The following is a 19,066-nucleotide window of genomic DNA, read 5'->3' on the forward strand; positions in this document are numbered from 1 at the left end:
GATAAGGGATGGGGAGCTGCGGCTCCCTACCTATCAAATATAAAAAATAAACTGCATTTTTAGGAGGAATATTTTAAAATGGCAAAAGAAAAATTTGACCGTTCTAAACCCCACGTAAACATTGGTACGATCGGACACGTTGACCATGGTAAAACTACACTTACAGCTGCTATCACAACTGTATTATCTAAAAAAGGTTTGGCTCAAGCTTCAGCTTACGACCAAATCGATGGCGCTCCAGAAGAACGCGAACGCGGAATCACTATCTCAACTGCTCACGTTGAGTACGAAACTGAAGCACGTCACTATGCTCACGTTGACTGCCCAGGACACGCGGACTACGTTAAAAACATGATCACTGGTGCTGCTCAAATGGACGGCGCGATCTTAGTAGTATCTGCTGCTGATGGTCCTATGCCTCAAACACGTGAACACATCTTGTTATCACGTAACGTTGGTGTACCATACATCGTTGTTTTCTTAAACAAAATGGATATGGTTGATGACGAAGAATTACTAGAATTAGTTGAAATGGAAGTTCGTGACTTATTGTCAGAATATGACTTCCCAGGCGACGATGTTCCTGTAATCGCGGGTTCTGCTTTGAAAGCACTTGAAGGCGATGCTTCATACGAAGAAAAAATCATGGAATTAATGGCTGCAGTTGACGAATACGTTCCAACTCCAGAACGTGACACTGACAAACCATTCATGATGCCAGTCGAAGACGTATTCTCAATCACTGGACGTGGTACTGTTGCTACAGGCCGTGTTGAACGTGGACAAGTTCGCGTTGGTGACGAAGTTGAAATCGTTGGTATTGCTGAAGAAACTGCTAAAACAACTGTAACTGGTGTTGAAATGTTCCGTAAATTGTTAGACTATGCTGAAGCAGGGGATAACATTGGTGCATTGCTACGTGGGGTTGCTCGTGAAGACATCCAACGTGGACAAGTATTAGCTAAAGCTGGTACAATCACACCTCATACAAAATTTAAAGCTGAAGTTTACGTTTTAACAAAAGAAGAAGGTGGACGTCACACGCCATTCTTCACTAACTACCGTCCTCAGTTCTACTTCCGTACAACTGACGTAACTGGTGTTGTTGAATTACCAGAAGGAACTGAAATGGTTATGCCTGGTGATAACGTAACAATCGACGTTGAATTGATCCACCCAATCGCTATCGAAGACGGAACTCGTTTCTCAATTCGTGAAGGCGGACGTACTGTTGGTTCAGGCGTTGTAACTTCAATCCAAGCTTAATTTGATTGATCGAAGAGCAAAAGCGTACGCGCTTTTGCTCTTTTTTTTTCGACTCTTGTAGAAAAAAAGCCGCTCTCACTAGCGTTGATGAATCCGTTAAGGTTCATCGAAGCTAAAGAGAGTGGTGCTTTTTATTTTATTAGTTTTTGCTTCTTCAAGAAGGCGTCAAATCCTTGGTCAGGGCGATTGCTGTAAAACCCAGCAAATTTTTCTGACCATGGTTTGGTCTCACGGGCTTCTCCAAAAGCAGTCATCGTTTGATCGTAGGCTTCGACCGCATCATAAGAATAGTCCTGGTAGTGGTTGTAATGAATGACCGCTTCTTCTGGCAAGCGAGGTTTGACCTTCATTTCTACGATTGGTTTACCGATGCTCAAGCCAGCCACAGGATAGACGTATTCCGGTAAGTGCAACAATTCAGCGATTTTGGCGCTGTCTTTGCGGACGCTACCGGAAATGACGGTGCCTAAGCCCAGTGATTCAGCAGCGATCGCACCGGATTGCAAAGCGATGCTGGCATCAGTGGTGGCGATCAATAATGGCTGATAGCCCTCATCGATTGGATAGGGGCTCTGTTTTTTGTCAGCAACTTTTTTGGTTCGGTTTAAATCTGCGAGAAACAGCAGAAAGAGCGAACTTGCTGCGATATGAGGATTGCCGGGATTCCATTCGACCATTTGTTGGCGGATCTGCGGGTCGTCGATCACCAGGATCGAATAGGCTTGCCCATTCATCCAGCTTGGTGCTTGACGAGCGGCAGTCAAAATCGCGGTTACTTGCTCTTGGCTCAAGCGATAGTCAGGGTCAAATTGTCGGTAAGTGCGGTGGTTGTGCAAAAGCTCAATGGTTTCGTTCATAGGTTTGCTCCTTTAACTGTTGGGTGATTTTTGTGAATCGTTCTTGAAATCGTGGTAAATCATCTTTAGCTAAGCGGGTATAGTTCAAACGCAAGCCATTCGTATCGTTACTGAAAAGAAAAGCAGGTGCTACTAAGCAATCGTTCGCCAAAAAGAGCGACCAATCTTTGCGAGTCAATGTGCGGTGACGCCAAGTCAACCACAGGTAAAGACCGCCTTTCGTCGACTGCCATTGCCAATCCTCCTGAAATGCCAGCAAGAGTTGATGTAGGTCTTGCTGGCGCTGGGCCATTTCTGTAAGCAGTGTCCGCTGCTGCTGGTGGTAATCAGAGGAGCGTAGGGCGATATTGGCAAGGACTTGCGGGAAGATCGTGGTATCGATCGCCATCCGTTTTTTCGCTTGGGCAAATTGGTCGGCTAACGCTTCTGGCACCAAAAGCCAACCAATTTTGATCGAGGATCCTAGTAATTTTGAAAGCGAGCCTAAATAAATGACAGTTTCGGGAGCCATGGATTTTAGCTTGGACGGCACTTCATCAAAAGCCAACTCACTAAAAACATCATCCTCAATGATCGGTACTTGGTAGGTCTGGCAAAGGCGGATGATCGCTTGGCGCCGATGCTCACTCATAGTATGGCCCGTTGGGTTTTGGAAGGTGGGGTTCAGATAGACGAATTTGATCTTCTTTTCCTTCAGCACTTTCTCCAACGCGGCGGGTCGCATCCCTTCGCTATCTTGTTTGATCCCAATCAACTGGACATTCATCGTGGAAAACAAGGGGAGAGAGAACAAGAAAGAAGGGTCCTCTGTCGCGATACAGTCCCCCGCTTGCAGTAGCACTTGCATTAGTAACGTAATTCCTTGTGTCGAACCGGCAGTAATTACTAGTTTTTGACCGCTAGTGGGCAAATTGAAGGAATCCGCAAGGTGTTGCAATAAGATTTCTTGCAGAGGCTCGTAACCAGTTGGCAAAATTTTGGTGCTTTCTTTGCGAATCTCTTCCCAGGTAAAGGCAGGAAACGTGAAGTCGGGGATCAGATCGGCAGGTAGGTCACCTGTATACAGATCCAGCACATCTTTTTCAGCACGTAAATGTTGGATTTGTTGAAGGAAAGGGTCTTGCTGCAAGTAAGGGCTGCTTAAAGACGAGCGTAAATAAGAAAGTGGGGTTTGGCGGTTCCCCCAGCGACCTTCTAACACACGAGAACCACTGCCTTGTTTTCGTTCGATCCATCCTAAGCTTTTCAATTCGTCTAGCGCTTTGACGACGGTGGAACGATTGATGCCAAAAGTCTGGGCCAAGCTGCGCTCTGGTGGTAAACGATCCCCAGGTCCATAGGTTCCCGCTTGGATCTCTTCGATAAAATGAGTCACGATCTGCTGGTAAATCGGTTGTTTCTTCTGTTTGTCGATACTTGATGAAGCCATCCTACACCACCTTTTTCAATTGGATGGTTTAAAAATAAGCCAAATGGCTCTTTTCGTCAAGGGGAAGATTGACTATACTTAGCAAAAAGCACAAGGAGATGAGGAAGATGGAAAAAGTCATATCAATTGCCGGGTCTGATTCAACCGGAGGTGCCGGGATCGAAGCAGATTTAAAAACGTTTCAGGAGTATGGTGTCTTTGGTTTTGCCACGATCGCTTCGATCGTCACGATGGATCCACAAGCGGGTTGGAGCCATGAAGTAACAGCAATGGAACCAGCGCTTGTCGAAAAACAATTGATCTCCGCCTTTGCAGGTGATCCGATGGATGCCCTTAAAACGGGGATGTTAGGCAATGAAGACAATATTGTACAGGCAGCTAAGATGATCCAACAGCAGCAAGTCAAAAATGTGGTGATCGATCCCGTCATTGCTTGTAAAGGGACCGCAGAAATCTTACAGCCGAAAAGTGTCGATGCCATCATCACGCATTTGTTGCCTTTAGCAGATGTTGTCACCCCTAATTTAGTAGAAGCGGGGATTCTTTCAGGTTTGGGGGACTTGACGAGTGTGGAAGCCATGAAGCAAGCTGCTGAAAAAATCCATCAATTAGGTGCTAAATACGTCGTGATCAAAGGCGGTCATCGATTGCCAGGAGCAAAAGCCATCGACCTTGTTTATGATGGAGAATCCTTCCTCCTGTTGGAAAGTGAAAAAATCGCTACTGATTTCAATCATGGGGCAGGCTGCACCTTTTCAGCGGCAATCGCTGCCGGTCTTGCAAAAGGCAAACCCGTCGTGGAAAGTGTTCGCTTAGCGAAAGCCTTTGTCACAGCGGCAATCAAAGAAGGAGTGGTCATCAATCCTTATGTGGGCCATGTGTGGCATGGTGCCTATACTCACGCCCAAAGCCGTATGAATGAGGAAGCGCCGCAATAGCAGGTTTTCTTCTATATAAATAGGAAATGAAGAAGCGGTCAACGCTTCTTTTTTTTATTTCGAAACTAAAAGAAAATTTTCTGAAAGAAATGCAAAAGAATCCCGGTTTTTCCATAAAAAAAGCTTGCAATCAATGTTTATCCGTAATATAATCATAAAGGTGCTGTTTACGTAAATACGTAAGTCACACTGGCAGCAAAGAAATTTTCTGCCGGCTACGAAACGAGAGGTTGCGACACGCCCGGACGCTTTGCCATGGACGAGCGTGACGGAAAATTTTCGTGGAGCTATGTCTACTTTTCAAAATAGGCGAAGGAGGGAAAACAATGGCAAAACAAAAAATTCGTATCCGTTTAAAAGCGTATGAACATCGTATTTTAGATCAATCAGCGGATAAAATCGTAGAAACTGCAAAGAGAACTGGAGCTGGCGTATCTGGTCCAATTCCATTACCAACTGAACGCAGCTTATACACGATCATCCGTGCGACGCACAAATACAAAGATTCACGCGAACAATTCGAAATGCGTACACACAAACGTCTAATCGACATTGTGAATCCAACACCAAAAACTGTTGATGCTTTAATGAAGCTAGACTTGCCAAGCGGTGTTAATATCGAAATCAAACTATAATAATTAAGATGGAGGTGTAATCATGACCAAAGGAATCTTAGGGAAAAAAGTGGGAATGACTCAAATCTTCACTGAATCTGGCGAATTGATTCCAGTAACTGTAGTAGAAGCTACACCAAACGTAGTGCTACAAGTGAAAACAATCGAAAATGACGGCTACGAAGCAATTCAAGTCGGCTACCAAGATATGCGTGAAGTTTTGTCTAACAAACCTGCGAAAGGTCATGTTGCAAAAGCAAACACGGCTCCTAAGCGCTTCATTCGCGAATTCAAGAATGTAGAGCTAGAGGGCTTAGAAGTAGGATCAGAAATCAAAGTTGATATTTTTGAAGCAGGAGACATCATCGATGTAACCGGCACTTCGAAAGGTAAAGGATTCCAAGGCGTTATCAAACGTCACGGACAAAGCCGCGGACCAATGGCTCACGGTTCTCGTTACCACCGTCGTCCTGGATCAATGGGTCCAGTTGCACCTAACCGTGTATTCAAAAACAAACGTCTTGCTGGACGTATGGGCGGAAATCGCATCACGATCCAAAACTTGGAAATCGTACGCGTAGACGCAGAACGCAACGTTATCTTGATCAAAGGTAATGTACCTGGCGCGAAAAAATCATTGATTACAATCAAATCAGCTGTGAAAGCTAAATAAGTAGATAGGAAGAAAGGAGGAACTAAGGAATGCCGAATGTAGCATTATTCAAACAAGATGGAAGCCAAAATGGCGAAATTACATTGAACGAAGAAATCTTCGGAATCGAACCAAATGAATCAGTTGTCTATGATGCAATCATCATGCAACGCGCTTCATTAAGACAAGGAACACACGCTGTGAAAAACCGCAGTGCCGTTCGTGGCGGTGGCCGTAAACCATGGCGCCAAAAAGGAACTGGACGTGCCCGTCAAGGTTCAATCCGTTCACCACAATGGCGTGGAGGTGGCGTAGTTTTCGGACCAACACCACGTTCATACAGCTACAAACTTCCTAAAAAAGTTCGTCGCTTAGCAATGAAATCTGTATTGTCAGAAAAAGTTGCTTCAAATAACTTGGTAGCAGTAGAAGGATTAAGCTTTGATGCTCCAAAAACAAAAGAATTCAAACAAGTTTTAGCTAACTTGACAATTGACTCTAAAGTATTGGTAGTTTTAGAATCTGAAAACGACTTTGCCGCTTTATCTGCGCGCAACTTGCCAAAAGTTTCTGTAGTTACTGCTGATAACATTAGTGTTTTAGACATCGTTTCTAACGACAAAATGTTAGTGACACAAACTGCTCTTACTCAGATCGAGGAGGTGCTTGCATAATGAACTTACTAGACGTTATTAAACGCCCAGTGATCACTGAAAAATCAATGCTTGCCATGGATGACAAGAAATACACTTTTGAAGTGGACACAAAAGCTAACAAAACTTTAGTAAAACAAGCTGTAGAAGCTGCCTTTGACGGAGTGAAAGTGGCAAACGTGAACATCATCAACGTTCGTCCTAAATTCAAACGCATGGGTAAATATGCAGGATATACAAAAAAACGTCGCAAAGCTGTTGTGACTTTAACTGAAGATTCTAAAGAAATCCAAATTTTCGAAGCTGCTGAATAAGCAACTCACGCATAAACTTTACATGGGAGGGAAAAAGACGTGGCGATTAAAAAGTACAAACCTACCACGAACGGCCGTCGTAATATGACAAGTTCTGATTTCGCTGAAATCACAACTTCAACACCAGAAAAAACATTGTTAGCTCCTTTGAAAAACAATGCTGGTCGTAACAACAACGGACGTATCACGGTTCGTCATCAAGGTGGCGGTCACAAACGTCAATACCGTTTGATCGATTTCAAACGTAACAAAGACAACGTCGTTGCTACGGTTAAAACGATTGAATATGATCCAAACCGTTCTGCTAACATTGCGTTAGTACATTACGAGGATGGAGTAAAAGCATACATCTTAGCACCTAAAGGATTAGAAGTTGGCATGACTGTCGTTTCTGGTCCAGATGCAGATATTAAAGTAGGGAATGCATTACCACTAGAAAATATTCCAGTCGGTACTGTTATCCACAACATCGAAATGAAACCTGGTAAAGGTGGACAATTGATTCGTTCAGCTGGAACAAGTGCTCAAGTACTTGGTAAAGAAGGCAAATACGTATTGATCCGCTTGAACTCTGGTGAAGTACGGATGATCTTAGCATCATGTCGTGCAACAATCGGTTCTGTTGGTAATGAACAACACGAATTGATCAACATCGGTAAAGCCGGTCGTTCTCGTTGGATGCGCAAACGCCCAACTGTACGTGGTAGCGTAATGAACCCTAATGATCACCCACACGGTGGTGGTGAAGGTAAAGCACCAATCGGACGTAAAGCACCAGTTTCTCCTTGGGGACAACCTGCACTTGGTTACAAAACACGTAACAAAAAAGCAAAATCAGACAAACTTATCGTTCGTCGTCGTAAAACTAAGTAATATACTTGACCGTGTGTCGCACATTTTGAGAGGAGGTACACCATGGGTCGTAGTTTGAAAAAAGGACCTTTTGTCGATGACCATTTGATGAAAAAGGTCGAAGCACAAGAAGGCGCTGAAAAGAAAAAAGTGATCAAAACTTGGTCACGTCGTTCTACAATTTTCCCTAATTTTATCGGATTTACAATTGCTGTGTATGATGGGCGGAAACATGTACCAGTTTACATCCAAGAAGACATGGTAGGACACAAATTAGGTGAATTTGCACCAACAAGAACTTATCGCGGACATGCTGCCGATGATAAGAAAACAAGACGCTAATTTTGAGGGGAGGATATCCAAAAATGGCAGAACAAATCACATCAGCGAAAGCAACTGCTAAAACAGTCCGCGTTTCTCCTCGTAAATCTCGTCTAGTTATTGACTTAATCAGAGGGAAAAGCGTTGCTGAAGCAATCGCGATCTTAAAGTTCACACCAAATAAAGCAGCTGGAATCATCGAGAAAGTCTTGATGTCAGCTATTGCCAATGCAGAAAATAATTTTGACTTAGATGTTGAAAACTTGATTGTTTCTGAAGCATTCGTAAACGAAGGACCAACGATGAAACGTTTCCGTCCACGTGCGAAAGGTTCAGCTTCACCGATCAACAAACGTACAAGTCATATTACTGTAGTCGTATCAGAAAAATAAGGAGGGACAATCAGTGGGTCAAAAAGTACATCCAATTGGAATGCGTGTAGGCATCATCCGTGACTGGGATGCTAAATGGTATGCTGAAAAAGAGTATGCTGAATTTCTACATGAAGATTTGAAAATCCGTAAATTTATCGCATCTAAACTTGCTGATGCCGCTGTGTCTACAGTTGAGATCGAGCGTGCAGCAAACCGCGTGAATATTTCAATCCACACAGCTAAACCAGGTATGGTTATCGGTAAAGGCGGATCTGAAGTCGAAAACCTAAGAAAAGAATTAAATAGCCTAACTGGCAAACGAGTTCACATCAACATCGTTGAAATCAAAAAACCAGATTTAGATGCTAAATTAGTAGGCGAAGGAATCGCACGTCAATTAGAAAACCGTGTTGCTTTCCGTCGTGCGCAAAAACAAGCGATCCAACGCACAATGCGTTCTGGCGCTAAAGGAATCAAAACACAAGTTTCTGGCCGTCTAAATGGTGCGGATATCGCGCGTTCAGAAGGTTACTCAGAAGGAACCGTTCCACTTCATACATTACGTGCGGACATTGATTACGCATGGGAAGAAGCAGATACAACATACGGAAAACTAGGAGTTAAAGTGTGGATTTATCGTGGAGAAGTTCTTCCAACTAAAAAGAACACTGAGAAAGGAGGGAAATAAACATGTTAGTACCTAAACGTGTAAAACACCGTCGTGAGTTCCGCGGAAAAATGCGTGGCGAAGCGAAAGGCGGAAAAGAAGTAGCATTCGGTGAATACGGCTTACAAGCTGTTGAATCACACTGGATCACAAACCGTCAAATCGAAGCTGCCCGTATCGCAATGACTCGTTATATGAAACGTGGCGGGAAAGTATGGATCAAAATTTTCCCTCACAAATCTTATACTGCCAAAGCTATCGGGGTACGTATGGGTTCTGGTAAAGGGGCTCCTGAAGGATGGGTATCACCAGTTAAACGTGGTAAAATCATGTTTGAAATTGCCGGTGTACCTGAAGAAGTTGCGCGCGAAGCGCTACGTCTTGCTTCTCACAAATTACCAGTGAAAACGAAGATCGTAAAACGTGAGGAAATGGGTGGTGAATCGAATGAAGGTTAAAGAAATCAGAGAATTAACCACTGCCGAAATGCTAGATCAAGAAAAACAATTGAAAGAAGAATTGTTCAATCTTAGATTCCAATTAGCAACAGGTCAATTAGAAAACACTGCACGTATCAAAGAAGTACGTAAATCGATTGCACGCATTAAAACAGTATTGCGTGAACAAGCTAAGTAATAGTGGAAGGAGGCCATTTAGCGTATGACTGAAGAAAGAAATCAACGCAAAGTTTACCAAGGTCGCGTGGTATCAGACAAAATGGATAAAACTATCACTGTTGTCGTTGAAACAAAGAAAAACCACCCTATCTACGGCAAACGTCTGAACTATTCTAAGAAATACAAAGCACACGATGAAAACAACGAAGCAAAAGTTGGCGATATCGTGAAAATTATGGAAACTCGTCCATTATCAGCTACGAAACGTTTCCGTCTAGTAGAGATTGTTGAAAAGGCAGTGATTATCTAATCACACGAGATTTTCCTATATAGATTGTGAATTGCAAAATCTGAAAGGAGGATACACATCGTGATCCAAGCAGAAAGCCGATTAAGAGTGGCGGACAACTCAGGTGCCCGTGAAATTCTAACGATCAAAGTCCTTGGCGGATCTGGTCGTAAAACTGCCAATATTGGTGACGTGATTGTTGCTACGGTTAAACAAGCAACGCCAGGTGGGGTTGTCAAAAAAGGTGACGTCGTTAAAGCCGTTATCGTTCGTACTAAATCAGGAGCTCGTCGTACAGACGGTTCATACATCAAATTCGATGAAAATGCTGCGGTTATTATCCGTGACGATAAGAGCCCTCGTGGAACTCGTATCTTTGGCCCAGTTGCCCGCGAATTGCGTGAAGGCAACTTTATGAAGATCGTTTCCCTAGCACCAGAAGTATTGTAATAGTGATTCTTATCTAAAGGAGGTGCGAAACAAACATGTTTGTTAAAAAAGGCGATAAAGTTAAAGTTATCACTGGTAAAGACAAAAACAAAGAAGGCGTTGTGCTAGCAGCGTTTCCTAAAAAAGACAAAGTCGTTGTTGAAGGTGTCAATGTTGTCAAAAAACACCAAAAACCTTCTCAAACTGCTCCTCAAGGCGGAATCGTTGAAATGGAAGCACCAATTCATGTTTCTAACGTGATGGTGGTTGATCCATCGAACGGTGAAGCTACGCGTGTCGGTTACAAAGAAGTTGACGGCAAAAAAGTCCGCGTTTCTAAGAAAACCGGAGAAGTTCTTGATAAATAATCTGATGAAGGAAGGAGGGGCTAACAGATGAACCGCCTTAAAGAAAAATATTCAAAAGAAGTTGTCCCATCATTAATGGACAAATTTAACTACAGCTCAATCATGGAAGCACCAAAAGTTGATAAAATCGTTATCAACATGGGTGTCGGTGACGCTGTTTCTAATGCTAAAAACTTAGACAAAGCTGTTGAAGAATTACAATTGATCTCAGGTCAAAAACCATTGATCACAAAAGCGAAAAAATCTATCGCAGGATTCCGTTTACGTGAAGGAATGCCAATCGGTGCGAAAGTAACACTACGCGGCGAAAGAATGTATGAATTCTTAGATAAACTAGTAAGTGTGTCATTGCCACGTGTCCGTGACTTCCACGGTGTGAGCAAAAAAGCGTTCGACGGACGCGGAAACTACACTTTAGGTATCAAAGAACAATTGATTTTCCCTGAAGTAGATTATGATTTGATCGACAAAGTACGTGGTATGGATATCGTGATTGTAACAACAGCAAACACAGATGAAGAATCTCGTGAATTGTTGACACAATTAGGCATGCCATTCCAAAAATAAAAAAAGGAGGCGAACTACGTGGCTAAAAAATCAATGATTGCTAAAAACAAACGCCCTGCTAAATTCTCAACGCAAGAATACACTCGTTGTGAACGTTGCGGACGTCCACATTCAGTTTATCGTAAATTTCATCTTTGCCGTATTTGCTTCCGCGAACTTGCCTATAAAGGACAAATTCCCGGCGTGAAGAAAGCTAGCTGGTAAACTATACTCGCATAAAGGAGGTAAATTATCCCATGGTCATGACAGATCCAATTGCAGATTTTCTAACGCGCGTGCGTAACGCAAACATGGTTAAACACGAAAGCCTAGAAGTACCTGCTTCAAAAATCAAACGTGATATCGCTGAAATCTTGAAACGTGAAGGTTTCGTCCGCGATGTTGAATACATTGAAGATGACAAACAAGGCGTGATCCGCGTATTTCTTAAATACGGTAAAAACGGTGAACGTGTTATCACAAACTTAAAACGTATCTCTAAACCAGGCTTGCGTGCTTATGTCAAAGCTGACGAAGTACCAAAAGTATTGAATGGTCTAGGAATCGCGATTATCTCAACTTCTGACGGTGTAATCACTGACAAAGAAGCTAGAGCAAAAAATGTTGGCGGCGAAGTAGTCGCTTATGTATGGTAATTTAAAATATTCCACAAGGAGGTGCCTCTAAGTGAGTCGTATCGGTAATAAGATCGTCGTTCTTCCTGCTGGTGTTGAAATCAAGCAAAACGGAAACGACATTACAGTTAAAGGACCTAAAGGTGAATTAACACGTACTTTCTCTTCTGATATCACAATGAATATCGAAGGAAACGAAGTAACATTCACTCGTCCAAATGATAGTAAAGAAATGAAAACTATCCACGGAACTACCCGTGCAAACTTCAACAACATGGTTGTTGGTGTTTCTGAAGGTTTCCAAAAAGCGTTAGAATTAATCGGGGTTGGGTACCGTGCTCAATTACAAGGAAAAAAACTTGTATTGAACGTTGGTTACTCTCATCCAGTTGAAATCGAAGCGCCAGCTGGAATCGAAATCGAAGTTCCTTCAAACACTTCTGTGATCGTTAAAGGATCAGATAAAGAAGTCGTTGGCGAATTGGCTGCCAATATCCGTGGCGTTCGTCCTCCAGAACCTTACAAAGGCAAAGGAATTCGTTATGTTGGCGAATTTGTACGCCGTAAAGAAGGTAAAACTGGTAAATAGTCGTAATTCTTTACGACTAGCAGCTTAGGCTAGCAAAATTAAAAGAGGTGACAAATTGTGATTACAAAACCAGATAAAAACAAGACACGTCAGAAAAGACATCGTCGTGTACGTAACAAAATCTCTGGTACTGCTGAGTGCCCACGCTTAAACGTGTTCCGTTCGAACAAAAACATCTACGCACAAGTAATTGATGACGTAGCGGGTGTGACGCTAGCAAGTGCCTCTGCCTTAGACAAAGAAGTTTCAGGTGCAACAAAAACTGAACAAGCACAAGCTGTCGGTAAATTAGTCGCAGAACGTGCAGCAGCAAAAGGTATTAAAGAAGTAGTCTTTGACCGTGGTGGATACCTTTACCATGGCCGTGTAGCAGCTTTAGCTGAAGCAGCTCGCGAAAATGGACTGGAATTTTAAGAGAAGGAGGAACACCATTCATGGTTTATATTGATCCAAAACATTTGGAATTAGAAGACCGCGTTGTTGCGATCAACCGTGTAACTAAAGTTGTTAAAGGTGGACGTCGTCTACGTTTTGCTGCATTAGTTGTTGTCGGTGACAAAAACGGACACGTAGGTTTCGGTACTGGTAAAGCACAAGAAGTACCAGAAGCAATCCGTAAAGCAATCGAAGACGCGAAGAAAAACTTGGTGGAAGTACCAATGGTTGGTTCTACAATCCCTCACGAAGTTATCGGTGTATTCGGCGGCGGACGCATCCTTATGAAACCTGCTGTAGAAGGTTCTGGGGTAGCTGCTGGTGGACCAGTTCGTGCCGTATTGGAATTAGCTGGGGTAGCTGATATCACATCTAAATCTTTAGGTTCTAACACACCAATCAACGTTGTTCGCGCAACAGTTGAAGGTTTAAAACAATTAAAACGCGCTGAAGAAGTGGCAGCACTTCGCGGCAAATCAGTAGAAGAATTAATCGGTTAAGGAGGACACTATAATGGCTGAATTGAAAATTACTTTAAAACGCAGTATTATCGGACGTCCCCAAAACCAACGTGATACTGTAAAAGCGTTAGGTCTTACCAAGTTGAATTCAACAGTTGTAAAACCTGCTAATGATGCAATCAAAGGCATGGTTAACACTGTTTCTCACTTAGTGGACGTTGAAGAGGTCTAAGGATCAGCAGATCTAGTTTGATTAAGGAGGTGCCAAACCTATGAAACTTCATGAATTAAAACCATCAGAAGGCTCACGCCAAGTACGTAACCGTGTCGGTCGAGGAACTTCATCTGGTAACGGTAAAACAGCTGGACGTGGACAAAAAGGTCAAAAAGCTCGTTCAGGCGGCGGAGTACGTCTAGGATTCGAAGGTGGACAAACACCATTGTTCCGTCGTTTACCAAAACGTGGCTTTACAAATGTGAACCGCAAAGAATATGCAGTCATCAATCTTGATGTCTTGAACCGCTTTGAAGACGGTGCTGAAGTAACACCTGTTGCTTTACACGAAGCTGGAATCGTCAAAGACGAAAAAGCTGGAATCAAAGTATTAGCTAACGGAGAATTAACGAAGAAATTGACTGTGAAAGCAGCTAAATTCTCAAAAGCAGCTGAAGAAGCAATCGTTGCTGCTGGTGGATCAATCGAGGTGATCTAATGATCAGACTATTGAAGGATGCCTTTAAGGTTAAGGATATTAGATCCAGAATATTGTTCACCGTCTTAATCTTGTTTGTCTTTCGTCTGGGAACACATATTACTGTGCCAGGCGTAGACGCAAGTCGCCTAAACACCATCGCAGATCTACCATTTTTAAACATGTTAAACTTGGTAAGTGGTGGCGCCATGCAACAATTTTCGATTTTCTCGATGGGGGTTTCGCCTTACATCACTGCCTCAATTGTTATTCAGTTGTTGCAGATGGATATCGTACCAAAATTTGTTGAATGGTCGAAACAAGGTGAAGTGGGTCGTAAGAAACTAAATCAGGCAACACGTTACTTGACGTTGGTATTGGGCTTTGTCCAATCCATGACATTAACGGCTGGATTTAACTATTACACTCAACTCGGGTTTGTAAACAATCCTAATATGGCAACCTATATCGTGATCGGTCTGATTTTAACAGCCGGAACGATGTTAGTCACTTGGTTAGGAGAGCAGATCACCGAGCGTGGTATCGGAAACGGTGTGTCAATGATCATCTTTGCAGGGATCATTTCACGCTTACCAGCAAGCATCAAAGAATTGATTGAAGATTACTTCATTAACGTGGATCAATCGGATATCTGGCTAAATGCTATCTTTATGGCGCTGCTTGTGATCGCTGTGTTGATCGTCATTACTTTAGTAACGTATGTTCAACAAGCGGAACGCAAGATTCCGATCCAATATACAAAACGGGTAGCAGGAGCGCCTACCAGCAGTTACCTTCCCTTGAAAGTAAATGCTGCCGGGGTTATCCCAGTTATCTTTGCCAGTTCTTTTATTACAACACCAAATGCGATCATTCAAGCTTTAGGTAGTTCATATAGAGGAGAAACTTGGTACGAAGTGGTGCAAACGATCTTTAGTTACAACACTGTACCGGGTGCGATCATCTACACTGTCTTGATTGTTGCGTTTACCTTCTTCTACGCATTTGTTCAAGTGAACCCTGAGAAATTAGCGGAAAACTTGCAAAAACAAGGAAGTTACATTCCGAGTGTGCGTCCTGGTAAAGGAACCGAAGAATATGTATCGCGTTTGTTGATGCGATTAAGCACGGTTGGATCGATCTTTTTAGGATTGGTTGCTTTACTTCCAATCATCGCTCAGATGGCTTGGAATTTACCGCAATCGATCGGACTAGGTGGAACGAGTCTATTGATCATTATCGGTGTGGCACTTGATACTGCCAAGCAGTTAGAAGGGCTTATGCTGAAACGGAAATATACTGGTTTCATCAATTAAAGTTATTGAAGTGTTGAGGATTTCCTCAACACTATTCAAAAACTTACAGGAGGAATTAGAATGAACTTCATTTTAATGGGATTACCTGGTGCTGGAAAAGGTACTCAGGCAGAACGTATCGTTGCTGAATACGGTCTTCCTCATATTTCAACAGGCGATATGTTTCGGGCTGCGATGGCGAACGAAACAGAACTAGGCCTTAAAGCAAAATCATACATGGATCAAGGCGCATTAGTTCCTGATGAGGTTACAAATGGGATCGTTAAAGAACGTTTAGCTGAACCTGATACCGAGAAAGGTTTCTTATTAGATGGTTTTCCTCGTACATTGGATCAAGCAAAAGCGTTAGATGAGATGCTAGCTGACCTTAACAAAAAACTTGATGCCGTTATTGATATTCATGTTCCTGAAGAAGTTCTTGTAGAACGTTTAGCCGGCCGCTTCATGTGCCGCAATTGTGGGGCAACTTATCATAAATTGTTCAATCCTCCCAAAGAGGAAGGAACATGTGATCGATGTGGAAGTCATGACTTCTACCAGCGTGAAGATGATAAGCCTGAGACGGTCAAAAATCGTCTAGCTGTCAATATCAAAAGCAGTGAACCAATTTTGACTTATTACAAAGACAAAGGGTTATTGCAATCGATTGATGGGGATCGCGACATCGACGCTGTATTCGAAGATGTTCAAAAGATCATTGACTAATCATAGATTGCCCGAGTCCAACTTGCAGCTTAAAACTTTCTCTTGAAATCTTTGACAGGATATGATAGAATATGTCAGTCCGACTTCTACTTTTTATTAAGTAGGAGCATAGTTTGAGAATATCAGGTGGGAACCGAGTTTCCGCCATTTTATCGTGTGAAAATCACAAGTACAAGGAGGTACTGTGCGTGGCAAAAGAAGATATGATTGAAGTCGAAGGTACAGTCGTCGAAACTTTGCCGAATGCAATGTTTAAAGTAGAATTGGAAAACGGACACCAAGTTCTAGCGACCGTTTCTGGTAAGATCCGGATGCACTACATTCGTATTTTACCTGGAGACAAAGTGACGGTGGAATTATCCCCGTATGATCTGAACCGTGGCCGCATTACTTATCGCTTTAAATAATTGTACTCCGTAAAACCACAGGAGGTATTATCATGAAAGTAAGACCATCAGTAAAACCAATGTGCGAACATTGTAAAGTAATTCGTCGTAAAGGACGCGTTATGGTGATTTGCCCAGCAAATCCAAAACATAAACAACGTCAAGGATAATCGGAGGTGTAACAAATATGGCTCGTATTGCAGGAGTAGATATTCCTCGTGATAAACGTGTGGTCGTTTCACTTACTTATATCTATGGTATTGGTAACACGACTGCAAAACAAATTTTAGCTGACGCTGGCGTGTCTGAAGAAGTTCGCGTTCGTGATTTAACGAATGAACAAACAGATGCTATCCGTGCAGAAGTTGATAAATTAAAAGTTGAAGGTGACCTTCGTCGTGAAGTGAACTTAAACATCAAACGATTGATGGAAATCGGTTCTTACCGTGGGATCCGTCATCGCCGTGGATTGCCAGTTCGTGGACAAAACACGAAAAACAATGCACGTACTCGTAAAGGCCCGTCTAAAACAGTCGCAGGCAAGAAAAAATAATTCCTAAGTGAAGGAGGTTAAAACTTCATGGCAGCAAAAAAAGTGAGTCGTAAACGCCGTGTGAAAAAGAATATTGAAGCGGGTATTGCACATATTCACTCAACATTCAATAATACAATCGTAATGATCACTGATACTCATGGTAATGCATTAGCATGGTCATCAGCTGGTTCATTAGGTTTCAAAGGAAGCAAAAAATCTACTCCTTTTGCCGCTCAAATGGCAGCAGAAACAGCTACCAAAGCAGCAATGGAACACGGATTAAGAACTGTTGAAGTAACAGTTAAAGGACCTGGTTCTGGACGTGAAGCAGCAATTCGTTCATTACAAGCAGCAGGTTTGGAAGTGAGTGCGATCCGTGACGTGACTCCAGTCCCTCATAATGGATGCCGCCCTCCAAAACGCCGTCGTGTTTAATGAGTGCTGCTCATTTTGAGTGTAACAAAAACGTCATTGAACAAGACACTTTTCGTTTTGAAAGGGGTAATAGATAAGAATGATTGAATTCGAAAAACCAAGAATCGCAAAGATTGATGAAGACAAAGATTATGGCAAGTTCATCGTGGAACCTCTTGAAAGAGGCTACGGAACTACACTAGGAAATTCCCTACGTCGTATTTTATTATCTTCTTTACCTGGTGCGGCAATCACCAATATTCAAATCGATGGAGTTTTACACGAATTCTCAACTGTTAAGGGTGTTCGGGAAGACGTTGCTCAAATCATCTTGAATATTAAAGGTCTTGCATTGAAAATGTACGGGGATGAAGAAAAGACCCTTGAAATTGATATTTCAGGACCTGCTACAGTAACTGCTGGCGATATCATCGTTGATAGTGATGTAGAAATCCTTAACAAAGATATGTATATCTGTACCGTTTCTGAAGGTGCTACGTTCCATGCTCGCTTAACAGTGAAACCTGGCCGCGGCTACGTTCAAGCGGACGAAAACAAAAAAGAAGACATGCCAATCGGTGTTCTTCCAGTCGATTCAATCTATACACCAGTACGTCGTGTCAACTACCAAGTAGAAAACACACGTGTCGGTCGTCGGGATGATTTCGACAAATTAACGATGGAAATATGGACTGATGGCTCAATCGAACCATTGGAAGCAATGAGTTTGTCTGCGAAGATCATGACTGAACATTTAGACATCTTTGTAAACCTAACGGATGAAGCGAAAAACGCTGAAATCATGGTTGAAAAAGAAGAAACACAAAAAGAAAAAATGTTGGAAATGACGATCGAAGAATTAGACTTATCTGTTCGTTCATACAACTGTCTAAAACGTGCAGGAATCAATACTGTACAAGAATTGACAAACAAATCTGAACCAGAAATGATCAAAGTAAGAAACTTAGGCCGTAAATCTCTTGAAGAGGTCAAAGTGAAATTACATGATTTAGGTTTAGGACTACGTAAAGACGATTAAACCGTTTTCGATTACGTTAGTTCGGTTCGTCTGACCGATACAACATTCGAAAGTGAAGGAGGGAAACCACGTGAGTTATCGTAAACTAGGACGCACATCTAGCCAACGTAAAGCGATGTTGCGTGATTTGACAACTGATTTATTCATTAACGAACGTATCGTTACGACTGAAGCTCGTGCGAAAGAAGTTCGTTCAACTGCAGAAAAAATGATCACTTTAGGTAAACGTGGTGATTTGCATGCACGTCGTCAAGCAGCAGCATTCGTTCGTAATGAAGTTGCAAGTGTACGTGAAGAAAACGAAGAAGTAGTTATTGAATCAGCATTACAAAAATTATTCAATGATATCGCTCCTCGTTACACAGATCGCCAAGGTGGATATACTCGTATCTTGAAAACAGAACCAAGACGCGGAGATGCTGCACCAATGGTTATCCTAGAACTTGTTTAAAATCACACTTATCATCACTTTATAGATGTTTACTAAGAGTGTTATGATGTTGGAAGAAACTTTCCGAGTCTAGCTCAGCGCCTACACCTCGATGTATTTCGAGGTGTACGCACTCATCATAAAGTGCTTTTTTTTTACTTTCGATTACCTGTCAAGACAGGTGATGGCAAGTGAAAAAAAGATCTGGAGACAAATCGTGCGTGAATCATTGAAAAACGTGCG

General features: G+C 42.4%; 33 protein-coding genes. 31 read left to right on the forward strand and 2 right to left on the reverse strand.

What is annotated here, in order from left to right; genetic code table 11:
* Positions 1–78: 78 nt before the first annotated feature.
* The gene (tuf, locus tag ENLAB_RS10515) at positions 79–1,266 is read left to right on the forward strand and encodes an elongation factor Tu (RefSeq protein WP_005226902.1); all 1,188 of its coding nucleotides are present in this window, start codon (positions 79–81) and stop codon (positions 1,264–1,266) included.
* A gap of 131 nt (positions 1,267–1,397) precedes the next feature.
* Here the strand turns inward: tuf and ENLAB_RS10520 are convergent, their stop codons facing one another.
* Positions 1,398–2,123 carry a nitroreductase family protein gene (locus ENLAB_RS10520; protein ID WP_244351068.1) on the reverse strand — a complete coding sequence of 242 codons (726 nt, stop codon included), beginning with the start codon at positions 2,121–2,123 and terminating at the stop codon, positions 1,398–1,400.
* On the reverse strand, positions 2,107–3,552 hold the full coding sequence (locus tag ENLAB_RS10525; protein ID WP_244351070.1) for an aminotransferase-like domain-containing protein: 1,446 nt from the start codon (positions 3,550–3,552) through the stop codon (positions 2,107–2,109). The genes ENLAB_RS10520 and ENLAB_RS10525 overlap by 17 nt, the downstream gene beginning before the upstream one ends.
* 107 nt (positions 3,553–3,659) lie before the next feature.
* Between ENLAB_RS10525 and thiD the strand changes: the two genes are divergently transcribed.
* The 30 genes from thiD to rplQ all read left to right on the forward strand — a co-directional run bounded on the left by thiD (position 3,660) and on the right by rplQ (position 18,844).
* On the forward strand, positions 3,660–4,490 hold the full coding sequence (gene thiD / locus ENLAB_RS10530; protein ID WP_140965156.1) for a bifunctional hydroxymethylpyrimidine kinase/phosphomethylpyrimidine kinase: 831 nt from the start codon (positions 3,660–3,662) through the stop codon (positions 4,488–4,490).
* A gap of 326 nt (positions 4,491–4,816) precedes the next feature.
* The gene (gene rpsJ, locus ENLAB_RS10535) at positions 4,817–5,125 is read left to right on the forward strand and encodes a 30S ribosomal protein S10 (RefSeq protein WP_003127966.1); all 309 of its coding nucleotides are present in this window, start codon (positions 4,817–4,819) and stop codon (positions 5,123–5,125) included.
* A gap of 22 nt (positions 5,126–5,147) precedes the next feature.
* Positions 5,148–5,777, forward strand: a complete 630-nt coding sequence (rplC, locus tag ENLAB_RS10540) for a 50S ribosomal protein L3 (RefSeq protein WP_003127967.1) — start codon at positions 5,148–5,150, stop codon at positions 5,775–5,777.
* Positions 5,778–5,806: 29 nt separating this feature from the next.
* Positions 5,807–6,430: a 50S ribosomal protein L4 gene (gene rplD, locus ENLAB_RS10545; protein WP_005226910.1), complete on the forward strand. Its 624-nt coding sequence runs from the start codon at positions 5,807–5,809 to the stop codon at positions 6,428–6,430.
* Entirely contained in the window at positions 6,430–6,723 is a 294-nt protein-coding gene (locus tag ENLAB_RS10550) for a 50S ribosomal protein L23 (protein WP_005226911.1), read from the forward strand. The genes rplD and ENLAB_RS10550 overlap by 1 nt, the downstream gene beginning before the upstream one ends.
* Positions 6,724–6,762: 39 nt before the next feature.
* Positions 6,763–7,596: a 50S ribosomal protein L2 gene (gene rplB / locus ENLAB_RS10555; protein ID WP_005226912.1), complete on the forward strand. Its 834-nt coding sequence runs from the start codon at positions 6,763–6,765 to the stop codon at positions 7,594–7,596.
* 42 nt (positions 7,597–7,638) lie between these two features.
* Entirely contained in the window at positions 7,639–7,917 is a 279-nt protein-coding gene (rpsS, locus tag ENLAB_RS10560) for a 30S ribosomal protein S19 (protein WP_005226914.1), read from the forward strand.
* A gap of 23 nt (positions 7,918–7,940) precedes the next feature.
* On the forward strand, positions 7,941–8,288 hold the full coding sequence (gene rplV / locus ENLAB_RS10565; protein WP_003127973.1) for a 50S ribosomal protein L22: 348 nt from the start codon (positions 7,941–7,943) through the stop codon (positions 8,286–8,288).
* 13 nt (positions 8,289–8,301) lie between these two features.
* Positions 8,302–8,958, forward strand: coding sequence for a 30S ribosomal protein S3 (gene rpsC / locus ENLAB_RS10570; protein WP_005226916.1), 657 nt, complete (start codon positions 8,302–8,304; stop codon positions 8,956–8,958).
* Positions 8,959–8,960: 2 nt separating this feature from the next.
* A complete protein-coding gene (gene rplP / locus ENLAB_RS10575; RefSeq protein ID WP_005226918.1) occupies positions 8,961–9,395 on the forward strand; it encodes a 50S ribosomal protein L16 in 435 nt (144 codons plus the stop codon).
* Positions 9,385–9,573: a 50S ribosomal protein L29 gene (gene rpmC / locus ENLAB_RS10580; protein ID WP_002288664.1), complete on the forward strand. Its 189-nt coding sequence runs from the start codon at positions 9,385–9,387 to the stop codon at positions 9,571–9,573. Before rplP ends, rpmC begins: the two co-directional genes overlap by 11 nt.
* Before the next feature lie 24 nt (positions 9,574–9,597).
* Complete coding sequence (rpsQ, locus tag ENLAB_RS10585; RefSeq protein ID WP_003128005.1) at positions 9,598–9,864, forward strand: 30S ribosomal protein S17; 267 nt, start codon at positions 9,598–9,600, stop codon at positions 9,862–9,864.
* Between the two features lie 60 nt (positions 9,865–9,924).
* Positions 9,925–10,293 carry a 50S ribosomal protein L14 gene (rplN, locus tag ENLAB_RS10590; protein ID WP_003128006.1) on the forward strand — a complete coding sequence of 123 codons (369 nt, stop codon included), beginning with the start codon at positions 9,925–9,927 and terminating at the stop codon, positions 10,291–10,293.
* A 35-nt stretch (positions 10,294–10,328) separates the two neighbouring features.
* Positions 10,329–10,640, forward strand: a complete 312-nt coding sequence (gene rplX / locus ENLAB_RS10595) for a 50S ribosomal protein L24 (protein ID WP_003128007.1) — start codon at positions 10,329–10,331, stop codon at positions 10,638–10,640.
* Positions 10,641–10,667: 27 nt separating this feature from the next.
* Positions 10,668–11,207 (forward strand): 50S ribosomal protein L5, encoded by a 540-nt coding sequence (gene rplE / locus ENLAB_RS10600; protein ID WP_005227088.1) that lies wholly within the window; start codon positions 10,668–10,670, stop codon positions 11,205–11,207.
* Positions 11,208–11,225: 18 nt separating this feature from the next.
* The gene (locus ENLAB_RS10605; protein WP_003128010.1) at positions 11,226–11,411 is read left to right on the forward strand and encodes a type Z 30S ribosomal protein S14; all 186 of its coding nucleotides are present in this window, start codon (positions 11,226–11,228) and stop codon (positions 11,409–11,411) included.
* A 32-nt stretch (positions 11,412–11,443) separates the two neighbouring features.
* Positions 11,444–11,842 carry a 30S ribosomal protein S8 gene (rpsH, locus tag ENLAB_RS10610; protein ID WP_005227093.1) on the forward strand — a complete coding sequence of 133 codons (399 nt, stop codon included), beginning with the start codon at positions 11,444–11,446 and terminating at the stop codon, positions 11,840–11,842.
* Between the two features lie 31 nt (positions 11,843–11,873).
* Positions 11,874–12,410, forward strand: coding sequence for a 50S ribosomal protein L6 (gene rplF / locus ENLAB_RS10615; protein ID WP_005227095.1), 537 nt, complete (start codon positions 11,874–11,876; stop codon positions 12,408–12,410).
* A 57-nt stretch (positions 12,411–12,467) separates the two neighbouring features.
* Positions 12,468–12,824, forward strand: a complete 357-nt coding sequence (gene rplR, locus ENLAB_RS10620) for a 50S ribosomal protein L18 (protein WP_081118833.1) — start codon at positions 12,468–12,470, stop codon at positions 12,822–12,824.
* Positions 12,825–12,844: 20 nt separating this feature from the next.
* Positions 12,845–13,345: a 30S ribosomal protein S5 gene (rpsE, locus tag ENLAB_RS10625; RefSeq protein ID WP_003128014.1), complete on the forward strand. Its 501-nt coding sequence runs from the start codon at positions 12,845–12,847 to the stop codon at positions 13,343–13,345.
* A 13-nt stretch (positions 13,346–13,358) separates the two neighbouring features.
* Complete coding sequence (rpmD, locus tag ENLAB_RS10630; protein WP_003128015.1) at positions 13,359–13,538, forward strand: 50S ribosomal protein L30; 180 nt, start codon at positions 13,359–13,361, stop codon at positions 13,536–13,538.
* A 40-nt stretch (positions 13,539–13,578) separates the two neighbouring features.
* A complete protein-coding gene (gene rplO, locus ENLAB_RS10635) occupies positions 13,579–14,019 on the forward strand; it encodes a 50S ribosomal protein L15 (RefSeq protein ID WP_003128016.1) in 441 nt (146 codons plus the stop codon).
* Complete coding sequence (secY, locus tag ENLAB_RS10640; protein ID WP_005227099.1) at positions 14,019–15,314, forward strand: preprotein translocase subunit SecY; 1,296 nt, start codon at positions 14,019–14,021, stop codon at positions 15,312–15,314. The genes rplO and secY overlap by 1 nt, the downstream gene beginning before the upstream one ends.
* 60 nt (positions 15,315–15,374) lie before the next feature.
* Positions 15,375–16,019, forward strand: a complete 645-nt coding sequence (locus ENLAB_RS10645; protein ID WP_005227100.1) for an adenylate kinase — start codon at positions 15,375–15,377, stop codon at positions 16,017–16,019.
* Positions 16,020–16,207: 188 nt separating this feature from the next.
* Complete coding sequence (infA, locus tag ENLAB_RS10650; protein WP_002288695.1) at positions 16,208–16,426, forward strand: translation initiation factor IF-1; 219 nt, start codon at positions 16,208–16,210, stop codon at positions 16,424–16,426.
* Between the two features lie 32 nt (positions 16,427–16,458).
* A complete protein-coding gene (gene rpmJ / locus ENLAB_RS10655; protein WP_002288710.1) occupies positions 16,459–16,575 on the forward strand; it encodes a 50S ribosomal protein L36 in 117 nt (38 codons plus the stop codon).
* 17 nt (positions 16,576–16,592) lie between these two features.
* Complete coding sequence (gene rpsM, locus ENLAB_RS10660; RefSeq protein ID WP_005227102.1) at positions 16,593–16,958, forward strand: 30S ribosomal protein S13; 366 nt, start codon at positions 16,593–16,595, stop codon at positions 16,956–16,958.
* 27 nt (positions 16,959–16,985) lie between these two features.
* Positions 16,986–17,375 carry a 30S ribosomal protein S11 gene (rpsK, locus tag ENLAB_RS10665; protein WP_005227104.1) on the forward strand — a complete coding sequence of 130 codons (390 nt, stop codon included), beginning with the start codon at positions 16,986–16,988 and terminating at the stop codon, positions 17,373–17,375.
* Positions 17,376–17,454: 79 nt separating this feature from the next.
* Positions 17,455–18,393 (forward strand): DNA-directed RNA polymerase subunit alpha, encoded by a 939-nt coding sequence (locus ENLAB_RS10670; protein WP_008376367.1) that lies wholly within the window; start codon positions 17,455–17,457, stop codon positions 18,391–18,393.
* Positions 18,394–18,463: 70 nt separating this feature from the next.
* Positions 18,464–18,844: a 50S ribosomal protein L17 gene (gene rplQ / locus ENLAB_RS10675; protein WP_003128038.1), complete on the forward strand. Its 381-nt coding sequence runs from the start codon at positions 18,464–18,466 to the stop codon at positions 18,842–18,844.
* Positions 18,845–19,066 lie beyond the last annotated feature (222 nt).

The organism is Enterococcus innesii (assembly GCF_022846515.1).
GTDB classification, from domain to species: Bacteria; Bacillota; Bacilli; order Lactobacillales; family Enterococcaceae; genus Enterococcus_D; species Enterococcus_D innesii.

Bases quoted from the DNA above. Each gene is read 5' to 3' on its own strand.
- tuf (WP_005226902.1), top strand. From the start codon at position 79: ATGGCAAAAGAAAAATTTGACCGTTCTAAACCCCACGTAAACATTGGT.
- ENLAB_RS10520 (WP_244351068.1), bottom strand. From the start codon at position 2,123: ATGAACGAAACCATTGAGCTTTTGCACAACCACCGCACTTACCGACAA.
- ENLAB_RS10525 (WP_244351070.1), bottom strand. From the start codon at position 3,552: ATGGCTTCATCAAGTATCGACAAACAGAAGAAACAACCGATTTACCAG.
- thiD (WP_140965156.1), top strand. From the start codon at position 3,660: ATGGAAAAAGTCATATCAATTGCCGGGTCTGATTCAACCGGAGGTGCC.
- rpsJ (WP_003127966.1), top strand. From the start codon at position 4,817: ATGGCAAAACAAAAAATTCGTATCCGTTTAAAAGCGTATGAACATCGT.
- rplC (WP_003127967.1), top strand. From the start codon at position 5,148: ATGACCAAAGGAATCTTAGGGAAAAAAGTGGGAATGACTCAAATCTTC.
- rplD (WP_005226910.1), top strand. From the start codon at position 5,807: ATGCCGAATGTAGCATTATTCAAACAAGATGGAAGCCAAAATGGCGAA.
- ENLAB_RS10550 (WP_005226911.1), top strand. From the start codon at position 6,430: ATGAACTTACTAGACGTTATTAAACGCCCAGTGATCACTGAAAAATCA.
- rpsS (WP_005226914.1), top strand. From the start codon at position 7,639: ATGGGTCGTAGTTTGAAAAAAGGACCTTTTGTCGATGACCATTTGATG.
- rplV (WP_003127973.1), top strand. From the start codon at position 7,941: ATGGCAGAACAAATCACATCAGCGAAAGCAACTGCTAAAACAGTCCGC.
- rplP (WP_005226918.1), top strand. From the start codon at position 8,961: ATGTTAGTACCTAAACGTGTAAAACACCGTCGTGAGTTCCGCGGAAAA.
- rpmC (WP_002288664.1), top strand. From the start codon at position 9,385: ATGAAGGTTAAAGAAATCAGAGAATTAACCACTGCCGAAATGCTAGAT.
- rpsQ (WP_003128005.1), top strand. From the start codon at position 9,598: ATGACTGAAGAAAGAAATCAACGCAAAGTTTACCAAGGTCGCGTGGTA.
- rplX (WP_003128007.1), top strand. From the start codon at position 10,329: ATGTTTGTTAAAAAAGGCGATAAAGTTAAAGTTATCACTGGTAAAGAC.
- rplE (WP_005227088.1), top strand. From the start codon at position 10,668: ATGAACCGCCTTAAAGAAAAATATTCAAAAGAAGTTGTCCCATCATTA.
- rpsH (WP_005227093.1), top strand. From the start codon at position 11,444: ATGGTCATGACAGATCCAATTGCAGATTTTCTAACGCGCGTGCGTAAC.
- rpsE (WP_003128014.1), top strand. From the start codon at position 12,845: ATGGTTTATATTGATCCAAAACATTTGGAATTAGAAGACCGCGTTGTT.
- rpmD (WP_003128015.1), top strand. From the start codon at position 13,359: ATGGCTGAATTGAAAATTACTTTAAAACGCAGTATTATCGGACGTCCC.
- rplO (WP_003128016.1), top strand. From the start codon at position 13,579: ATGAAACTTCATGAATTAAAACCATCAGAAGGCTCACGCCAAGTACGT.
- secY (WP_005227099.1), top strand. From the start codon at position 14,019: ATGATCAGACTATTGAAGGATGCCTTTAAGGTTAAGGATATTAGATCC.
- ENLAB_RS10645 (WP_005227100.1), top strand. From the start codon at position 15,375: ATGAACTTCATTTTAATGGGATTACCTGGTGCTGGAAAAGGTACTCAG.
- rpmJ (WP_002288710.1), top strand. From the start codon at position 16,459: ATGAAAGTAAGACCATCAGTAAAACCAATGTGCGAACATTGTAAAGTA.
- rpsM (WP_005227102.1), top strand. From the start codon at position 16,593: ATGGCTCGTATTGCAGGAGTAGATATTCCTCGTGATAAACGTGTGGTC.
- rpsK (WP_005227104.1), top strand. From the start codon at position 16,986: ATGGCAGCAAAAAAAGTGAGTCGTAAACGCCGTGTGAAAAAGAATATT.
- ENLAB_RS10670 (WP_008376367.1), top strand. From the start codon at position 17,455: ATGATTGAATTCGAAAAACCAAGAATCGCAAAGATTGATGAAGACAAA.